Origin of the sequence: Halobacillus dabanensis, from assembly GCF_900114165.1 — a bacterium.
In the GTDB taxonomy this organism is placed as follows: Bacteria; Bacillota; Bacilli; order Bacillales; family Halobacillaceae; genus Halobacillus; species Halobacillus dabanensis.
In genome coordinates this window covers 83,066-101,401 of sequence record NZ_FOSB01000013.1, presented here as the reverse complement: position 1 = coordinate 101,401, position 18,336 = coordinate 83,066, and the positions used below count along the sequence as shown (strand labels likewise).

Sequence of the window (18,336 nt, the reverse complement as noted above, 5' to 3'; positions counted from 1 at the left end):
TTAAAGGAGTGGCCATGCAATGAGTGAGCAAATGACAACGGCGGTGGAACCTAAGGTCGTCCGTAAGTCCAATTTCAAAGTGGTCGGTGTATATTGTCAAACGATGATGGATGAAAGGGAAGTTAAAATTCCCCGCTTGATGGAGCAGTTTCACGCAAAAAAATTGCCTAAAGTCAGGAATCGCGTGAATGCCCCTTGCTCCATCGGGATGTTCGTCGACCCGCCAAATTGGAATGAAATGACCGATGCGTTCTATTGGATTGCTGCTGTAGAGGTCGATAGCTTCGAGAAAATACCGACAGATATGATTACGAAGACCATACCTGCTCACACGTATGCAATGCTTGAATTTGATCCTTCTATTCATGACTTTAACCCCTATCCATATTTACATGAGTGGATTGAAGCAAAAGGTTATCAACAAGTGGATGGATTCGGCTTTGAGGAGTACCATCCATACACAGGTTCTGAGACTAGATATCGTCTATATCTCCCAATTGGATAATACTCAAGCAAGGATGCCACCTTCACGCATCCTTGCTTTTTTTGCTTCTTACAAGCTTCCGCTTCCAGATGTCTTTTGAGTTGATAGGTTGGGCTGTAGAATAACTCGCTCCTCCAAGCACCATACTCACACATTATAGTTGGCGAACATGCTGGTTTTTTAGTGGGAGAGGGTGTGGTGTTATATAAAGAACGAGATGCTGAAATAGACGATGGCTGCGAAAGATGCTGCAATCAAAGCGGGTTTCAATTTGAACCTTGCATATTTGATAGGGTTCAAATTCAGGATCCCTGCAGTCGTATTGGTGTCATCACTCAACGGAGAAGCGAAAGCTCCGAAAGTGCCACTTGCGAAAACAGCCCCGATTACAATTGGAAGCGAACTTCCAGCTGCGACAGCAATCGATACTCCTACAGGCATGAGAATCCCCCATGTCCCCCAAGAAGAACCGATGAAGTAGGAGAGAGCGCATCCTACAATGAATAGAATGACTGCCACAAACCCTGCCGGAATCCAATCAAAAGAAGAAGAAATGAAGTCTGCAAATTCCAATGTTTCGGAACCGCTACTCAATCCCCAGACCATTGCCAGTAACACAATAACTCCCATCATTTCATTTCCGCCATCAATAAGGGTATTCATCATTTTTCGAAGTGGCTCTCTCCGAAACTTCAAATAGATGACAAAGCCTATCAAAGTCAATAGTACAGCCAATACCATTGCATCTAATACGCTCGCATTGATCAAGGCCTGGAATCCAGACTCTCCATTCCTTACTCCGACCATATACATAAGGAAAAAGGTTAGAACGATGACACTTATAAGGGGAACAATCAAATGCCAAGGTTGTGCAGGGAGATCTTTTGTTACTGCCGGGTGACAATCCTCCCATTGATCATCATCCGTCCTTTTTTCTTGATCCATATTTTCTGCATCCGTTGCCGGTTTTTTATTTTTATGGAAAAAGCTCATATAAAAGCCAACGAGAAGCATGGAAAAGGCAAAAAAGTTGAAGGGAATGCTGTTGATGTATAAAGAATAAGCATCCCCTTCCGTGTTCGCTTGTTGTAACGAAAGTTCAATCACAGAGGTCATGTAGCCGACGAATGCGGTTGCAATCGGAATCAGTACAACAAGAGGGGAAGCAGTGGTTTCGATGACAAAGCCGAGTTCTTGTTTGGTCATAGGAATGTTACGGCGCAAGGCTTTCATGACTGGCCCGATGGTGACGATCCGAAAGCTCGGTGCGCTAAATGTACCTAATGAGGATAACCATGTAAGGATGAATGCCCCTTTTTTGTGATCGATTCTTTCCGTTGCTTCTTTAACGAATCCTTTAATTCCACCTGACATCTTCACTAGTCCGATCAACGCAGAAAAGGCATACAAAAAAAGAATGATTTTTAAATTTGCTTCATCGCTCAATCCTTCAATGATGAAGCCTAAAGCTTCCATCATCCCCCCAAGCCAGTGAGGGTCGATAATATACCCTGCGACAACCACTGCAAACAATAAACTAGGAATTACTTGTTTTGTCCAAATTGCAGTTATAATTACAACGATGAATGGAACGACAGAAATCCAGCCCATAGGCCATCTACCTCACTTCTTTAATGCTTCTTTTATCATGTGTGTGTTTGTGTAAGATATTCTCCTTCTTGTAAAAAAGGAGTCTAGAGAGCAAGAGCGAATATAAAGGAAGGAGCTTTTTATAGAGGGGGTTCTTATGGTGTTTATGAATCAGTCAGTCATTATCCAAAAACCATTAGAAGAGGTGTTCGCCCAAGCGACGGACTTCACGAATAGTCCAGAAATCATGGATACTGTAGTCGATGTGGAGCTTTTGAGTGAGGGTCCTGTTAGAGAAGGTTTCCGTTTTAAAGAAACGCGTGAAATCCGAGGTAAAAAGGCGAGATCGGTGATTGAAGTTACCGATTTCGAACAAAACAAAAAATATTCCGTACGCAGTCACCAGCATGGTCTTGATTTGCGTTATCAATATGAGTTTGTGCAGACTACAGAAGGAACAAAAATAGAATTCATCGGGGAGCTTTACACAGAGGGATTTCGTAATAAGTTGATGAAACCGCTCATTAAGCTGATCATTAAAAAGGAAGATCAAGACCATTTGCAGCACTTGAAGAAGTTTATCGAAACTTCTTCATGAAGGTGATATAATATAAATTAAGCTATGGATCATGTATGAAAGGCCTCTCCATTATCCAATATGGGAAGAGGTCTATTTTTTTATCCTAAAAAGTCCCTCCACAAAAGCTCCTTTTCATGGAAGGCATAGTTTCGAGACGTCTGGTGAGCGCGAATGGGGTCTTGGAAGCTACTCGCTTTCCGCGGGGAAGACGGCAAGCCTCCTCGGGCCGTGTGCCCTGTGGGGTCTTGCCAGTCTATCCTTTCCCGCAGGAGTCTCGCAGCTTCCCATCCCCCATTACCTTAATGAGTATCTCGAAACTGTCGGATAAGCAGGAAAGGGAGAGCTACTAGTGGAAAGGCTCTACAACAGTATTTTCATGGGATTTTCACATACAACTATGGATACCATGCAGAGCGATTTCGAGTCACATTATACGGCTGAGGGGCGGAGGGAAACGGCGAGACTCCTGTGGGATTAGCGGGACAGGTGAGACCCCGCAAGGCGTTAGCCTGAGGAGGCTCAGCGCCCGCCCACGGAAAGCGAGCCGTTTCCTGCAGCCCCTAAAACACTAACAATATTCGAAATCAATTTTTATATACAGAAAGGACGGTTTATTTATGAATGAAAAAGACCAAAGTTGGTTTGCTGAATTGTCTCCATCTACCAAAGAAGTATGGGAAACCTCAGGTTATGATACATTAACGAAAGTTCAGGAGGAGACCATTCCATTCATATTACAAGGAACAGATGTAGTGGCTGAAGCACCGACAGGGAGTGGGAAGACTCTCGCATATTTGCTGCCCCTTATTGAGAAAGTGGATACCGAAAAAAAGAATACCCAAATCCTGATAATGGCTTCTTCCCATGAATTGGTCATGCAAATACATCACGAAGTGCAAGTGTGGACAAAGGGAAGCGGCATCACAAGCATGACAATGATTGGTGGTGCGAACGTTAAGCGCCAGATCGATAAGCTTAAGAAAAAGCCGCAAATCGTTGTAGGAACTCCTGGTCGTGTGTATGAATTGATGCAAAAGAAAAAATTGAAGGCACATGAAATTACATGTGTCGTCATGGATGAAGCCGATCAGTTGCTTGTTCCTGAGCATATCCATACGGTGGAGAATGTATTGAAAAGTACGATGCGAGATACACAAACACTGCTTTTCTCAGCAACCTTACCTGATGAGGTTATTGACGTTGCTCAAAACTTCATGGATGAAGAGGCAGAAGTTGTTCGTGTGACGGAGGAATGGAAGAAGCCTAAGGTTACTCATACGTACATCATGTGTGAAGAGCGGGAGAAAATTGAAGCAGTAAGAAAATTGGCCCGCATGGATGGGTTCAAAGGTCTTGCCTTCATGCAGGATATCGCCAAGCTTAATGTGATGGCGGAAAAACTGACGTACAAAAACTTGGATATCGGCTTGCTGCACAGTGATGCTAAGAAAGAACAGAGAGCCAAGGCGATTAAGGAGTTCAGAAAAGGGGAATACCCTTTACTACTAGCAACAGACGTTGCTGCAAGAGGTTTAGATATTCATGAAATCAACCACATTATCAATTTAGATGTGCCAAAAGATGTAACATCTTATATTCATCGGTCCGGTCGTACGGGAAGAATAGGTTCTGTTGAAGGAACGATCGTCTCTCTAGTAAACCCTGTAGAAGAAAAGCGTTTAAAGAAATATGCAAGGGATTTGGACATCCCCCTTCATCAATACGTCATTCATAAAGGAAAGTTGAAAGAAGCGTAATGGTAACCCTTGCCATTTGCCATTGTAGCCGTCCCGTGGAATACTGGTGAAAAGCACATCTTTCTTGTTGTAAGGAGAGAAACACCATGATTAAAAAGCTTTTTCTCTTCCTAGTAGCCTTGTTTATCATCATTATTATTGCGACACCAGTTTCTGCCCAGGATTTATGGAAAGAAGGTCCACGGGCCTCCTATGAGAAGGTAACGCAACAGGTGCAAGGTTGGATGGAGAATACGGATATTAAAAGAGAATTTGAGGAATGGGCCATTGATCTTCAGTCCTTTTTTGAGTTGATGGAAGATATTGAATGGAAGTACCCGGATGATCCATCTGATGAGCAAAATCCTTCCCCTTCGGAAGAGGATGAACCGGTCGATTCTAGCAGCGAATCCACTAGAGGTGAATCAGTGGATGGTTCACTGGAAGGGTACGAACTTGAAGAATTTGAGCAAGAGGTTGTTGCTCTGGTGAATAAAGAGCGTGAGGAGCGGGGACTCGAGCCTTTACAAACACACAATCGTTTGAGCGCGCTTGCCAATGTAAAATCACAGGATATGGCGGACAATAGTTATTTCAGTCATACTTCGCCGACCTATGGTTCTCCCTTTGATATGATGGATGAGTTTGACTTCCGCTACCGAACGGCAGGAGAGAATATCGCTGCTGGACAACGTACACCTGAACAGGTAGTGGATGGCTGGATGAACAGTGAAGGCCACCGTGCCAATATCCTTCATGAAGACTTCACTCATATAGGTGTGGGGTATATTGAGGGTACAGGACCGTATAAAAGATATTGGACACAGTTATTCATGACACCAAGGTGAAAAAGCAGGATTCCGATAAAGGGATCCTGCTTTTTTTATCTAGCATAAAAAGTAAACCATAATATTAAGCAATCTGTTTATTTTCTGATGACAAAGTATTCAAAGGTGGTTTCTTTAAATCTATCATCCCTACTCACAGCATCATTCTTTATTTAGGAAATAGTGACTATTAAATAAGAAAATTGTGCAAGGTGAAAATTATCTTATAAAAAATGGAAATGTCAATTAGGCTAATGTTATAATTTTATGGTTACATATTTTCTTTTCTAGTCTATTTAGCTCATATTATAAAAAGGCTCATTCATATTTCGTTACTTTTTTAATCATTACATGTGTGATTAAGCCGTATGGAAAGAAGTGTATAGATATGGAAGTCATCCAAAGCGTGGGTAACAATCAATCCCTTTTGAAAAACCTACTTCAGCAGTTGAGTGATGCGATCGCTATTATTGAAGTGATCGATGAAAAAGCTCTTTATACATACTTTAATCCCACTATGAAAAGGGTTTACGGAGAATTGGAAAACTGTTTCCTGGCTGACATCTATTGTGAGAAGAAATATACCCCGTTATGGAAAACATTGAAAGAAGCAGATTCATCACCAAAACAGTTAGTGAATGGAAGCGATGCCGAAAACGCTCCTTACTACGTTGATTATAAGATACAATCAATTAAAAGGGGTTCTGTCTACCTTCTTTTCATTAAAATGGATGCAGGGACAGCTTTTGATTTGCTGGAAAAAAAGGAAAGAGAGCTTTCAGAAAGTGAGAGTCGCTATGAATCGCTAGTAGAAACCTCCCCGGATGCTGTTTTTGTCCATGATGAAAAGGATCAGATCGTTTACGTGAACCAATCAGGCCTGCGTATGATTGGTGCTGAACGGAAGACCGACCTTCTGGGTAAAGACATTAAATCTTTCGTTCATAACGAGTCGGCCCAAAGTGTACGGGACCGTATTGCTATTCTGCTTGCTGGTGGTTTTGTTAAAGGACCGATCGAACGACAAATGAAAAGATTAGATGGTTCTGTTATAGATGTAGAAGTACATGGTAGTGTCGTCAAATACCAGGAGGTGAAAGCAGTCCAATCCATCTGTCGTAATATATCGGAACGAAGAAAACAACAAGAGCAACTAGAGGAAATGGCTTTTTATGATCAGTTGACCCAAGTCCCGAACCGGAGGAGCTTCTTTGAAAAATTAGAGAAGGAATGGAAGCGGGTAGAGGAACAAAAATCAATCCTGGCCCTTTTATTTTTCGATTTGGATAACTTTAAACAAATCAATGATCGATATGGTCACCAAGTCGGAGATGAACTTCTTGTTATTTTTACAAAGCGTCTTAATCAGGGATTGAGAAAGTCGGATACTCTTTCCCGGCTTGGAGGGGACGAATTTGTTATCCTTTTGACTGACTTGAATTCGGTTGACCATCCGAGGCTTGTAGCTGACCGAATGCTTGACCGGGTCCTTCAACCGATTCATCTGCAAGGAAGTGAAATTGAAATCAGCGTTTCTATTGGAGTTTCGATTTACCCGGAACATGGTACCTCACAAGGGGACTTATTGACGAAAGCTGATCGAGCCTTATATGTTGCGAAAGAGAATGGTAGAAGAAGTGTTTCCGTTTATTCCCCTGAATGATGGAAAAAAGGAGAGAGTGATTTGGAAATCCGTGAACTTCGTCAGTTTGATGCAATTGCATTGAAAGAAAGAGTCGAACGAAAAGAGCTCAGAATGGAAGAAGTGATTCAACATTATCAGACTGTGATGGAAAGGAAAAACCCTGAATTGAATGCTGTTGTCCATAAGATCGAGGAGCCAATCAATGAGAACGGGTATTTTCATGGTCTTCCTTTTTTAATCAAAGATTTGAATGCAGTCAAGGGTCACCCGTTAACTTATGGTTCTAAGATTATGGAAGGGTTTGAAGCAAGTTGGGATGATGAGATTGTAAAACGATTCAAACGCGGAGGGTTAACGTTCATAGGTAAAAGCAATACCCCTGAATTCGGATTTACACCTGCGACAGAGTCGGTCCATCTCGGGGTTACGAAAAATCCCTGGAACACAAAATATTCACCGGGAGGTTCAAGTGGCGGAGCAGCTGCAGCGGTAGCATCAGGCATGGTTCCGTTTGCTCATGCCAGTGATGGAGGTGGATCCATCCGCATCCCTGCATCTAATTGCGGTTTATTCGGATTGAAACCAACAAGAGGCAGAACACCTTTTTCTATGCATTTGAACAGCCTTGCAGTCAGTCATGGAGTGACGAGGTCTGTCCGGGATAGTGCAGCACTGTTGGATATTTTGGAAGGACCCCAGAAGGGAGACCTTTTCGCAACACCTTCCAAAGAATCTCCCTACATCAACCTCATCAATGATGGCCCCCCGCCTTTAAAGGTGGCATATATGGCTGATTTCGGTGAATGGATGGAGATTAGCCAGGACGTCCAGCAAGCGATCAGGGAAACGGCTGAGCTTTGTGAAAGTCTCGGCCACCATGTGGAAATCGCTTATCCAGATTTTGACTTGCATCGTTTTATGGAAGCATTCGTAACGGTATGGGTAGTCGGAGGAGCTTTAGCCGTTAAAGGGGCGGCAAGGATGAACAACCGGGTTCCCAGTGAGGGAAAGGTAGAAAAGATGCTTTCTACCTTGATTGAAAAAGCGGAAGGATATTCAGCTTTAGAATATGAACAGGCCCGGATGTTTTTAGCTGCAGAAAGCGTCAAGTTCCACGAATTTTTCGATCGGTATGATGTTCTATTACATCCTGTGAACTCCAAATCGGCCCTGCCATTGGGATGTTATAATGGGGAAGAGAAGACAATCGATGAAATTTTAGAGGTTTCCGCCCAATATGCTCATCTGTCTCCAGTTGCAAATGTAACAGGACTGCCAGCTATGAGTGTGCCTCTGTTCTGGAATCATGAAAATGTGCCGATTGGCTCTCATTTCACAGGGAGGTTCGGAGATGAAAAAACTCTCCTTAAGTTAGCTGCTCAACTGGAGGAAGCACGTCCCTGGTGGCACAAATATAATGAACTTATATAAAAAAAAGGAGAGAAAACCTCGATTTGGTTTTCTCTCCTTTTTTTACTGTCAGAATTGGATGAATTGATATTCAAGACTTTAACTAGATGATAAGCTTTGCCGAGTATCTTTGAAATCATTAAAATTATATAAAAAAAGCGTTTGCATTTTATAAGACAGTTTTAAATCAAATCTTGCGGGGAACCTCCTGAAAATGAGTCCGATTGATACAAATTTCAGGAGGTAACTATATGACTAAAGGGAAAAGTATCCATGCACTAATTATTCTTATGTTCACCCAATTCATATCAGGTGGTGTAACCAATACAAAAGGAATTGTACTCGATCAAGTCGAGAAGGATTTAGGCTTAGATATGAGTGAATTCGGTTTGATCGTCTTTATCTTCCAACTTGGATTCACACTTGCAAGTGTCGTCATCGGTTATTACACCGATAAAAAGGGATTAAGGACGATGACAATCATTGGATCCATCATTATGGGGCTTGGATTTTTAGGTACAGGTCTTGCCCCGAACATTATGTTTTTCTTAGGGTTTTATATGATTGTAGGCTTTGGTCTTGGTTCGCTTGGTGTAGCTTCGAACGCCATCGTTCCTGCAGCTTACCCGAAAAAGCAAAACCAAATGTTCAACTTTGCGATGGGTATCTATGGGTTAGGGATGGTCCTTTTCCCACAATTGCTTAATTATATGTTCCAATTCGCATCCTGGCGTTACTTTTATATTGGGATAGCCGCACTATTAGTGGCTGTCATCATTTATATTACAAGTGTGGCGTTTCCTGACGGTAAAGCGGAGAAGATTGATTTGAAAGCTTTCATTCCAATGTTGAAGGATGCACAGTTTGTGTTCTTGATGATTTTCCTTGTCTTCCAAGTGTCTGCAGAAGTTTCATTCACGAATTTCTTCCCGACTTATTTGAAATCCCTTGATTTGGGAGGTATGTCAGAAGCGAGTAAAGAAGATATGGTCGCGACAATATTGTCTATCTTCTCGATTTTCTTTATGGTCGGTCGACTAGGTGTGGCCTACCTGACGAACTGGATTAATGAACGCATTATTTTGATCACATTTTCCGCCGGAGCTGTAATAATGGTCGGCGCAAGCTTCCTTGTTGCAGAGAATTTCCCTTACCTATTTGCTGGTGCAGGTCTCTTTTTCTCCACGCTGTTCCCGACGGCGACAGCTTTCGGTACTCAGCTATCCAGAACGAGTGGCTCTGCTCTAGGATTGATTTATATTGCTGCAGGTATCGGAGGGGGGATTGCCGGTTATATTATCGGTGTTGCTTCAGAAATTTTCGGAATGGCAGGCGGCTTCAGTATCGTCTTAGTCTTCCTTGTTCTTATGCTGGTGACAACCTTCTTCTTGAACAGTGGAAAGTCTTCGCAAGTGGAAGGATAGTATACATGCTCCGCCTGATAAAGGCGGAGCAGCTTTTGGTTAAGAAATTATAAAATTATTAACTACTAAAATGCCTTTCCACTGTGATAGGTTATGTAGTGTGAATACGTCCCAGGTTGAAAGTTTTAATGTTATATATTTCCTTCATCTCATGTAAAATGGATAAAGAAGGAGGAAAGCGATGAAAAAGCTATTATTAATACTAATTGTACTGCTTATAACCGTTGGTTGTAATAAAAGCGACAGTGAGGCGGAAGATTCTGACCGCACCTCTACGAAAGAATTAGAAGGGTACTGGGAAGGTGAAATACAAGTTCCTAATCAGCCTTTAAATATTCAAATAGAATTTCATAACGGAAAAGAGTGGACGGGGATGATTGAGATACCTGCCCAAAATGTTAGAAACTTTACTTTATCAGAAATCAAAACAAATGGAAATGACGTATCTTTTCGTATGCCCTTAGCCGGTCAATCGATTCTTTTTGATGGAACGATTGAAGGGGAGGAGTTAAAAGGGACATTTACACAAAATGGTCAAAGCTTTCCTTTCTCGTTAACAAAAGGGGAGAAGGTGAAGGAGGAGGAAGAAGGAGAGTTCCTCTCTATAGAGACAGCAACAGGTGCACTGTATGGGGAATTGCTAATGCCACAAGGGGAGAAAGTTGCTCCGGTAGCCCTTATCATCCCAGGATCTGGTCCTACTGACCGTGACGGTAATTCACAAGGGTCTCCAGGAAAAAATGATAGTTTGAAACTGTTAGCTGAAGAGTTGGCAGCAAAGGGTATTGCCACACTTCGTTATGATAAACGTGGAGCAGGGAGGAACGCTGATTCAGTTGTTGCCCAGGAAGAAATGAGATTCGATGTATTTATTGATGATGCCAAACAATGGTTGGAGCTTCTAGAAGCAGATGATCGTTTTACTGACATTGCAGTCATTGGCCACAGTCAAGGATCTCTTGTCGGAATGATGGCAGCTGGCCCTGAAACGACGGAAGCTTTTATTTCCCTTGCAGGAGCTGGTCAAACGATTGATCAACTTTTAGAAAGTCAGCTGAAAGAGAGTCTTGAGGGGAAATGGTTGGAAGAAAGCCAGAAAATACTAGAAAGTTTGAGGGACGGGGAAACAGTAACGGAAGTGAGTCAACCCTTACAAAGTGTGTTTGCTCCGAATGTTCAACCCTTTCTCCTTTCGTGGATGGCTTATGACCCTGCTGAGCAACTGGCAGATCTCGAAGTTCCTACATTGATCATCAATGGCCGCCACGATCTACAAGTGTCTGCTGAAGAGGCTCGACGGTTAGAAAGAGCAAAACCAGATGCAGAGGTTCTATTGTTTGATGAAATGAATCACGTATTGAAAGAAGCTCCGGAAACTCGTGAAGAGAACCTTGCAACTTACTCAAACCCTGATTTGCCTCTGGCTCAAGGTTTGACGGATAGTATCGTCGATTTCTTGCATCGCTCTGGCTTCTCTAAGCAGGAATAAATAAGCACACAAAACAAGCTCAGATTTAAATCTGAGCTTGTTCCGTTCTCAATCACCCATCTTAAACAAAAGCTCCCTATTCTTGAAGGCTCAATTTCGAGACATCTGGGAAAGTACGAATGGGGGCATGGAAGCTACTCACTTTCCGCGGGGAAGACGGCAAGCCTCCTCGGATTAAATCCCTGCAGGGTCTTGCCAGTCTAGGAGACTCCCGTGGGAGAAGGAGGTAGGCGAGATCCCACAGGGCTTTAGCCCGAGGAAGTTCGCCAGTTCCCCCACAGGAAAGTGTTCAAATGCGGAATCGTGTCTGGACGATGGAGCTAGACGAGTAGTTCCCAACCACCCCCGCCTCTTCATAGGGCAACGAATCCCAGTTACCTCGAAATCGAGTCTTCCAGAATACTGCCAGATTGTTGAATAGAATAAAATCGGTTATCGTCTGAGCTTTTGAAGAAGGCGGAGGATTTCGATATATAGCCAGACGAGAGTGACGATCAAACCGAAAGCCCCGTACCATTCCATATGCTTCGGTGCTCCGCGGTTAACCCCTTGCTCAATGAAGTCGAAATCCAGTACAAGATTCAAGGCTGCAATAGCTACAATGAATAAGCTGATCCCTATGCCGATAGGACCGCTAGAATGTAGGTAAGGAACCGTCATGCCGAAAAAGTTGAGGATAAAGTTAACAAGGTAGACTAGAAAGATTCCAAGAGTTGCTGATACCACCATCAGTCGGAAGTTTTTCGTAACTTTAATGACCCTCGTTGCATACAGGAATAATAATGCTGCCATGACCGCTAATGTCAGGCTGACAGCTTGAATGACGATACCAGAATAGGAACTCTCGACAAAGGCAGATAAGCCGCCGATAAGAAAGCCTTCCAAGGCGGCATAAATAGGCGCTGTAATCGGTGCAGCTTTAGGAACGAAGGCTGTGATAAGAGCAAAAATCAGTCCGCCACCCCCTCCGATAAGCATCATGATGGTAACATCTGCACCCAGCGAGTATTGGTACCATGTATAAGCGGCAGTACCTAAAAGGAATATAAATAATAGCGAAATTTTAGCAACAGTACCGCCGAGTGTCATCGATTTCCTTTGTTCATTGGAACGTTGGAAGGTATCATTTTTCAACACAGGATTACCTGTTCTCATGCTTTTCACTCCTTCTTACGTAGCTTTATACTCCTTAATACCCTTCTATAGCTTCCTTCACACTAATGGGCATACCATTTATACAGTTTCTTAGGACGTCCGATTTTTTGATGGCTGACGACTTGCTTCACTTTCCCTTCTTCCAGGAGGTGCATTAAATAACGGTAAACCGTAGGGTAGGCAAGACCGATCTCTTTTGAAATTTCGTCGACAGGGTAAGCATCCCTGTTCTTTTGCAAATAATTCGAGATAGATTGCAATGTCCCTTTGCTGATCCCCTTGGCAGTAAAAACATCTTCTTCTTCCACTTGAGCATTCTTCATATTGGCGATTTGTGCATGTAATTTGATTCTCGAAATCAAATCAGGGGCTTTGACTGGTTTCAATGCAAAGTCTGTAGCGCCTTCTTCAAGGAATCGATCAGCAACTTCCTGTCGTTCATCCACTGTAAGGACAAGGATAGGGACAGTAGAGTTGTGCTTGCGTATTTCTCTTACAGTCTGCAGCCCATCCATCTCTGGCATATGATAATCCACGAGAATTACATCATAGTTTTTCTTCAAAAACATATCTACACCCTCACGGCCGTTGGTGGCTGTTTCTGAATCCCATTGGGCGTGTTTGCAAAATTCTGTCAGCATATAGCGTAAGGATTCATCATTGTCCATGATTAATATTTTCATCTCGTACTCTCTCCTTCGGTAAATGGATCCAGAATGTCGTTCCAATCCCTTGTTCACTTTCAATCGATAGTTCAGCACCGTGTTCTTTCACGACGTTTTGCACAAATGTCAAACCTACTCCAGGGTGGGATTTCGTACTGTATCCTGCGTTCCATATTTTGTTGATATCAGCTTGACTGATACCATGTCCATTATCTTTCACACCGATTAAGATGGTTTCTTGATCGACTTTTGTGGCGATGGTGACTTTTGCATCCTGATTACCTTCAACAGCATCACTGGCATTATCAATCAAATTGACCAGCGCTCTGGTCATCCTGATTTTGTTGATATAGATTTCAATTTGCTCATCCGCTTCCAAGTCAAAAGCATAGATGGTCGCAGAGTCTGAAAGCTTATTGGCTCGTACATATTCAATAAAGGTTTTTAATGTACACCAATTCTTTTTTTCGTGATAGAGAATTTCCGAAACCATATCACTCGTCGCTTGTATGGAGGAGGATATTTTATTTGTATATTGAAGAATTTCTTCATCTTTGGTTTTCATTTGAATCAAGGAATTCAATCCTTCCATGAGTGACAACGGTGTTTTCAAATCATGCACGAGGTGAAGGGCTTCCCTGCCGGATCGGGACTCGACCATATCTAATCGGGCAATATCCAAATCTTGTCTCATCCGTGCTTTTTGCTCAGCCACTGTCAGGTAGACAGCGAGGAATGTGGCATTGACGATGAAGACCCCGAAGAACACCAGGCTATAAAAACTTAAGGTGCTTCCAAAACCTAGTTGTTCCGCCATATTTTTTACTTGCATAGAGATTTCTCCGCCCCCGAAACCGAATGCGGTCAAAAAGGTAACTGTATCCAACCACTGGAATCCTAGTAAAAGTTGGGCGAGTATAAATGCTTTAAAAACAGGACGCAATTGTCCTCTGCCAAGGAAATGAAGCACAGCGATAGAGAGCAGAAGGAATATGGCTGGCCCACCGAAATGATAGTTGATGGAATTATAGCCATTGATGATAGCATAGACGATCGGGATGGCAGCCATTGGGACTAGCACTTTTAGCCATGGGCGTTTTAGTCTTGTCCCGAGCTCGTCTCCAAGTAACAATGCCCCAATATAATGGGGGAGCGCCCGAATAGTGTTCAGCAAAATGAGTCCGAAAGCGGCCATCATCAGTTTACTTCCTGATGGCTGATTTTCAAGATCTTCCATCAGTGCAGCAAGTCCGGAAAATTCGACGCTCAGCCATAGAGGCATCGTAATCCCTGCAAGAATGAGTGCAACTTTAATCCATATACTTTTCGATTTCCATAGGTCTTCTTTCAATAGAGGTCACCCTAACGACGAGTATCTTTCTATATATTCTAATATATGCGAAGAATATTTTCGATTCTTTTTTCCTGTGATGCGTTAATAGACTTGTATTTTCCAAGTTTCTCAACTATGGCAATGACTGTTATGGATAGTATAATAGAATTATATTTAAAGTATGAAGGGTGTCCGCAACTATGATTGTGATCATCGATAATTATGATTCATTCACTTACAACTTAGTTCAGTATTTTAAACAGATGGATAAAGAAGTGGTAGTTAAACGTAATGATGATTGGGAGATAAGAGAAATTCGTGACTTGGAACCAGATCTCCTCGTTTTGTCACCGGGGCCAGGCCGCCCGGAAGAGTCGGGCATTTGTGAGGAAGTGCTTCATGTCTTCGGGGGGGAGGTACCGATTCTTGGTATTTGTTTAGGTTATCAATTAATTGTCACTCATTTTGGTGGCCGGGTCGAAAAAGGAGGTCGTCCGATGCATGGCAAGGTTTCCCGGGTTACTCATGATGGACGTACACTTTTCCGCCAATTGCCTGGTTCGTTGAATGTGACAAGATATCATTCCCTTGAGGCTGTTCCCCGGACCATTCCGGAAGAGCTGGAAGTCACAGCTGTATCGAATGATGATGTTGTCATGGGCGTTCGCCACAAGTCGAAAATGGTGGAAGGGATTCAGTTTCATCCAGAGTCGATTCTCACAGAATACGGCTTCGAAATGTTGGAAAACTATTACAGGCAGGCCGTTCATTTTTGTGAAAATAAAAAAGTAGGGGTGAGCGTATGAGGAATTCCCCTTACCTTATGTTTGAATTCAAAGACGACCATCAAGGTTCCGTTCCTCTGGTTTTTCAGGACCCTATCCACATATTAAGTACGGATGACACGGAAGAGGTAGAGGCCGTTTTTGAACAGGCAGACGCCATGTTAGAACGAGGGTATTTTGTAGCTGGGTATGTCTCGTATGAAGCTGCACCTGCGTTCGATCCGGCCTTGACCGTTCACGCTTCACCAGACTGGCCCCTGGTCTGGTTCGGAGTATTTCATCACCCTGAATCTCCAGAGCAAGAGGAGGATGGAGAGTCTGGAATCTTTGATGTATCCTCTTGGGAGATGAAAGGAGATTTCGAGTCTTATCAAGAAGGGATAAAGGAAGTAAAAGCAGGGATTGAACGGGGAGATACTTACCAGGTGAATTTCACGACAAGGTTGAAGGCAGACTTTTCTGGAGATGACTTTGCCTTTTATAAAAAGCTTGTTCGAAACCAGCAATCTTCTTATAGTGCGTATTTGAACATGGGAGAGCGCCGCTTATTATCTGCTTCTCCAGAGTTGTTTTTCCGTATTGATGGACAGAAACTGCAAACGAAACCGATGAAAGGAACAGCTAAGCGGGGCCGTTATAGCCAGGAGGATGAGAAGCAAAAGCAGCAGTTGCAGAGTTCAGATAAAGACCGTTCAGAAAATCTGATGATTGTAGACTTATTGAGAAATGATCTCGGCAGGATTGCTCTTCCAGGAACTGTCCGTGTACCGAAACTCTTTGAGGTAGAGACATATCCAACCGTACACCAGATGACTTCTACCATTGAGGCGTGCTTACCTGAGAATTATACAATGTTTGAATTGTTCCGCTCTCTATTTCCGTGTGGATCGATCACAGGGGCTCCTAAAGTCAGGACGATGGAATATATTCAGAGGCTGGAAGATTCACCGAGGGAAGTTTATTGTGGTGCGATCGGTTATATGACCCCTGAGAAAGAAGCGATATTTAACGTTCCTATTCGTACCGTTATGATCGATAAGCAAGAGTCACAGGCGGTTTATGGCAGTGGAGGAGGAGTAACATGGGATTCTACATCAAGAGGGGAGTTCGACGAACTTCACACCAAAGCAAGATTGTTGACTGAAGACCGCCCTCCATTCAAGCTGCTTGAAACGATGAAATTAGAAGGTGGGGAAGTTCTCTTACTTTCCTATCATTTGGGTAGAGTCTTAGCAACAGCTGATTATTTCGATTATCCCGTGGAACGGAAGAAGTTAGAGGGGAAGATTACACACGTGACTAATGAGAACCCTGAAGGGCTCTATAAATTACGCATGCTGATCGATTCGAACGGAGAGGTTGATGTAGAAGTCCATTCAATTGGAAAACCGAAAACAAGGATGACAGGGGCGTTATCCAAGCAGGCGATTGATGAAGAAAGTCCATTTTTATATCATAAAACAACAAATCGTACCATTTATCAGAATCATCAAAGGCCTGATGCGGAAGCAACCTTGCTTTGGAATTCAAAAGGAGAATTGACGGAATTCACGATTGCCAACCTTGTTGTAAAAGTGAAAGGAGAGTATTTCACTCCCCCTATAGATTGTGGACTTCTAGCTGGTACATTTCGTCAACAGTTATTAGACGAAGGGCATGTTTCCGAGAAAGTACTTTTGAAAGATGAGCTTGCGGAGTTCGACGAAGTATGGATGATCAACGCACTAAGAGGCTGGATCAAAGTAGAAATGATGGAGAATAAAGGGGTGGCAGAGTGAAACATATCGTTTTTTATGATGCACAGTGTCCGTTTTGTTTTTATGTAAAAAAGGTCTTTCGGAAGTTTGATTGGATGAACCAGATTAAATGGGTAGCTGTTCAAACGATTGAAGACGGTGGGAAATACCCATATTTGGAAGGGCGAAATACATTGGAAGAAATTCATATGCTGACAAAACAGGGGGAAATCAAGCAAGGTTTTTACACGATCAGAAGGTTGCTACTTTCCTTACCATTGTTTTCTGTCCTAGGAATTGTTCTCTTCTTCCCAGGTATCGATAAGGTAGGTTCACCATTATATCGCTGGTTCTCTGACCACCGTCATCAATGGTTCGGTCGTTACGATCTTCCGAGATACGCATAAAAAGCTTGCTATTCCCACAAAACAAATGTAATGCCGAAGTATGATTGAAAAACCCCCCGCATACCGGAACTTACCTTTATCATAATGTATGTCGGTGCTGAATCCGATGGATATTACTCCTTTTGAGCGGTTATATATGTTACATTATATTTTATAAGTATAGTAAAATTCGAGGGGTATTATAGAATGAGAGAAGAACATATATATATTGGTGAAAAAATCTTACAGAATTCCGATCAATTAGCAACACGAGTGCGAGAATTAAAAACAGAAGAATTTGGATCAGCGACCGTGCGTACAGCCGATTGGGAAGAGTTGTTCACTATAATTGGGGAAGCTATTATTAGTAAGGAAACACCTTTACAACAAATCGAATTATGGGCTAACCGTGAAGGAGAACAAAAGGTAAAAGCTGAAGTCGAGCTGTATCAATCGCTCCGTACGATTAATTTTGTCCGACGGGCGATATGGGGTATTTTTGAGGAAGAATTGACGGACGATCATTTTTCTTCCAAAACGGTCGTCCAGGTAGGGAAAATGATCAATGAGTTATTGGATGAAATTACGAAACATTTCAGCCAAACCTATTCTGCGAACATTCGCTTAGAGTGGGAAAGAAAAGAACTGAGGTTAGCTGAAATATCTGTCCCTGTTGTACCGATAACAGAAGGGGTAGCCATTCTTCCTTTAATCGGAGAAATTGATACAAGCCGAGCGCAGCAGATTATGGAAGTTTCTTTAAATCATAGCGCTGAAGCAGAGCTGGATTACCTTTTCATAGATGTATCTGGAGTACCGGTGATCGACACACTGGTTGCAAATTATATCTATCAAGTGGTACAAGCGTTGGAACTTATCGGAGTCCACGCAACCTTGACAGGTCTTAGACCGGAAACGGCAAAAGCGCTCGTTGATATGGGGGTAACCTTTAACCATGTCAATACGAAAGCAGGATTGCATCAAGCTTTAGAAGAGATAGGCATTTACATCCATCATGGAGAAGAATGAAAAAGGCTGAGGGATTTTAATCCCTCAGCTTTTTTTATGCAAGGAAGAAAGCTCGTTCTTAT

At 42.7% G+C, this 18,336-nt stretch carries 16 protein-coding genes; 12 read left to right on the top strand and 4 right to left on the bottom strand.

All coding sequences use genetic code 11. The features are described 5' to 3' along the window. The first annotated feature begins 19 nt into the window (after positions 1-19). The gene (locus BMZ58_RS18205) at positions 20-505 is read left to right on the top strand and encodes a GyrI-like domain-containing protein (protein ID WP_075037974.1); all 486 of its coding nucleotides are present in this window, start codon (positions 20-22) and stop codon (positions 503-505) included. A 180-nt stretch (positions 506-685) separates the two neighbouring features. Here the strand turns inward: BMZ58_RS18205 and BMZ58_RS18200 are convergent, their stop codons facing one another. After that, positions 686-2,095, bottom strand: coding sequence for a Na+/H+ antiporter NhaC family protein (locus tag BMZ58_RS18200; protein ID WP_075037973.1), 1,410 nt, complete (start codon positions 2,093-2,095; stop codon positions 686-688). 136 nt (positions 2,096-2,231) lie between these two features. On the opposite strand from BMZ58_RS18200, the gene BMZ58_RS18195 reads away from it, so the two are divergent. The 7 genes from BMZ58_RS18195 (at position 2,232) to BMZ58_RS18165 (ending at position 11,185) form a co-directional block, all read left to right on the top strand. Then, on the top strand, positions 2,232-2,672 hold the full coding sequence (locus BMZ58_RS18195) for an SRPBCC family protein (protein WP_075037972.1): 441 nt from the start codon (positions 2,232-2,234) through the stop codon (positions 2,670-2,672). A 599-nt stretch (positions 2,673-3,271) separates the two neighbouring features. Beyond that, entirely contained in the window at positions 3,272-4,411 is a 1,140-nt protein-coding gene (locus tag BMZ58_RS18190; protein ID WP_075037971.1) for a DEAD/DEAH box helicase, read from the top strand. An 86-nt stretch (positions 4,412-4,497) separates the two neighbouring features. Next, entirely contained in the window at positions 4,498-5,238 is a 741-nt protein-coding gene (locus BMZ58_RS18185) for a CAP domain-containing protein (protein WP_075037970.1), read from the top strand. Positions 5,239-5,623: 385 nt separating this feature from the next. Further along, on the top strand, positions 5,624-6,880 hold the full coding sequence (locus BMZ58_RS18180; protein WP_167360115.1) for a diguanylate cyclase domain-containing protein: 1,257 nt from the start codon (positions 5,624-5,626) through the stop codon (positions 6,878-6,880). Positions 6,881-6,901: 21 nt separating this feature from the next. Further along, on the top strand, positions 6,902-8,293 hold the full coding sequence (locus BMZ58_RS18175; protein WP_075037968.1) for an amidase: 1,392 nt from the start codon (positions 6,902-6,904) through the stop codon (positions 8,291-8,293). Between the two features lie 230 nt (positions 8,294-8,523). After that, positions 8,524-9,696 (top strand): MFS transporter, encoded by a 1,173-nt coding sequence (locus tag BMZ58_RS18170; protein WP_075037967.1) that lies wholly within the window; start codon positions 8,524-8,526, stop codon positions 9,694-9,696. Between the two features lie 181 nt (positions 9,697-9,877). Continuing rightward, complete coding sequence (locus BMZ58_RS18165) at positions 9,878-11,185, top strand: alpha/beta hydrolase (RefSeq protein ID WP_075037966.1); 1,308 nt, start codon at positions 9,878-9,880, stop codon at positions 11,183-11,185. Positions 11,186-11,617: 432 nt separating this feature from the next. Here BMZ58_RS18165 and BMZ58_RS18160 read toward each other — a convergent pair whose 3' ends face one another. From BMZ58_RS18160 to BMZ58_RS18150, 3 genes are all read right to left on the bottom strand, one after another. After that, complete coding sequence (locus tag BMZ58_RS18160) at positions 11,618-12,340, bottom strand: Bax inhibitor-1/YccA family protein (RefSeq protein WP_075037965.1); 723 nt, start codon at positions 12,338-12,340, stop codon at positions 11,618-11,620. Positions 12,341-12,402: 62 nt separating this feature from the next. After that, positions 12,403-13,023 carry a response regulator gene (locus BMZ58_RS18155; protein WP_075037964.1) on the bottom strand — a complete coding sequence of 207 codons (621 nt, stop codon included), beginning with the start codon at positions 13,021-13,023 and terminating at the stop codon, positions 12,403-12,405. Beyond that, the gene (locus BMZ58_RS18150) at positions 12,998-14,356 is read right to left on the bottom strand and encodes a sensor histidine kinase (RefSeq protein WP_075037963.1); all 1,359 of its coding nucleotides are present in this window, start codon (positions 14,354-14,356) and stop codon (positions 12,998-13,000) included. Before BMZ58_RS18150 ends, BMZ58_RS18155 begins: the two co-directional genes overlap by 26 nt. A gap of 182 nt (positions 14,357-14,538) precedes the next feature. Here BMZ58_RS18150 and BMZ58_RS18145 point away from each other — a divergent pair, with 182 nt between their 5' ends. The 4 genes from BMZ58_RS18145 (at position 14,539) to BMZ58_RS18130 (ending at position 18,274) form a co-directional block, all read left to right on the top strand. Next, the gene (locus BMZ58_RS18145) at positions 14,539-15,144 is read left to right on the top strand and encodes an anthranilate synthase component II (RefSeq protein ID WP_075037962.1); all 606 of its coding nucleotides are present in this window, start codon (positions 14,539-14,541) and stop codon (positions 15,142-15,144) included. 17 nt (positions 15,145-15,161) lie between these two features. Further along, positions 15,162-16,901, top strand: a complete 1,740-nt coding sequence (gene pabB / locus BMZ58_RS18140) for an aminodeoxychorismate synthase component I (protein ID WP_244151655.1) — start codon at positions 15,162-15,164, stop codon at positions 16,899-16,901. Then, positions 16,898-17,266, top strand: coding sequence for a thiol-disulfide oxidoreductase DCC family protein (locus BMZ58_RS18135; protein ID WP_075037960.1), 369 nt, complete (start codon positions 16,898-16,900; stop codon positions 17,264-17,266). The genes pabB and BMZ58_RS18135 overlap by 4 nt, the downstream gene beginning before the upstream one ends. Before the next feature lie 186 nt (positions 17,267-17,452). Continuing rightward, positions 17,453-18,274: an STAS domain-containing protein gene (locus BMZ58_RS18130; protein ID WP_075037959.1), complete on the top strand. Its 822-nt coding sequence runs from the start codon at positions 17,453-17,455 to the stop codon at positions 18,272-18,274. Positions 18,275-18,336: the final 62 nt, after the last annotated feature.

Coding starts and splice junctions, on each gene's coding strand:
- BMZ58_RS18205 (WP_075037974.1), top strand. CDS start 20: ATGAGTGAGCAAATGACAACGGCGGTGGAACCTAAGGTCGTCCGTAAG.
- BMZ58_RS18200 (WP_075037973.1), bottom strand. CDS start 2,095: ATGGGCTGGATTTCTGTCGTTCCATTCATCGTTGTAATTATAACTGCA.
- BMZ58_RS18195 (WP_075037972.1), top strand. CDS start 2,232: ATGGTGTTTATGAATCAGTCAGTCATTATCCAAAAACCATTAGAAGAG.
- BMZ58_RS18190 (WP_075037971.1), top strand. CDS start 3,272: ATGAATGAAAAAGACCAAAGTTGGTTTGCTGAATTGTCTCCATCTACC.
- BMZ58_RS18185 (WP_075037970.1), top strand. CDS start 4,498: ATGATTAAAAAGCTTTTTCTCTTCCTAGTAGCCTTGTTTATCATCATT.
- BMZ58_RS18170 (WP_075037967.1), top strand. CDS start 8,524: ATGACTAAAGGGAAAAGTATCCATGCACTAATTATTCTTATGTTCACC.
- BMZ58_RS18165 (WP_075037966.1), top strand. CDS start 9,878: ATGAAAAAGCTATTATTAATACTAATTGTACTGCTTATAACCGTTGGT.
- BMZ58_RS18160 (WP_075037965.1), bottom strand. CDS start 12,340: ATGAGAACAGGTAATCCTGTGTTGAAAAATGATACCTTCCAACGTTCC.
- BMZ58_RS18155 (WP_075037964.1), bottom strand. CDS start 13,023: ATGAAAATATTAATCATGGACAATGATGAATCCTTACGCTATATGCTG.
- BMZ58_RS18145 (WP_075037962.1), top strand. CDS start 14,539: ATGATTGTGATCATCGATAATTATGATTCATTCACTTACAACTTAGTT.
- pabB (WP_244151655.1), top strand. CDS start 15,162: ATGTTTGAATTCAAAGACGACCATCAAGGTTCCGTTCCTCTGGTTTTT.
- BMZ58_RS18130 (WP_075037959.1), top strand. CDS start 17,453: ATGAGAGAAGAACATATATATATTGGTGAAAAAATCTTACAGAATTCC.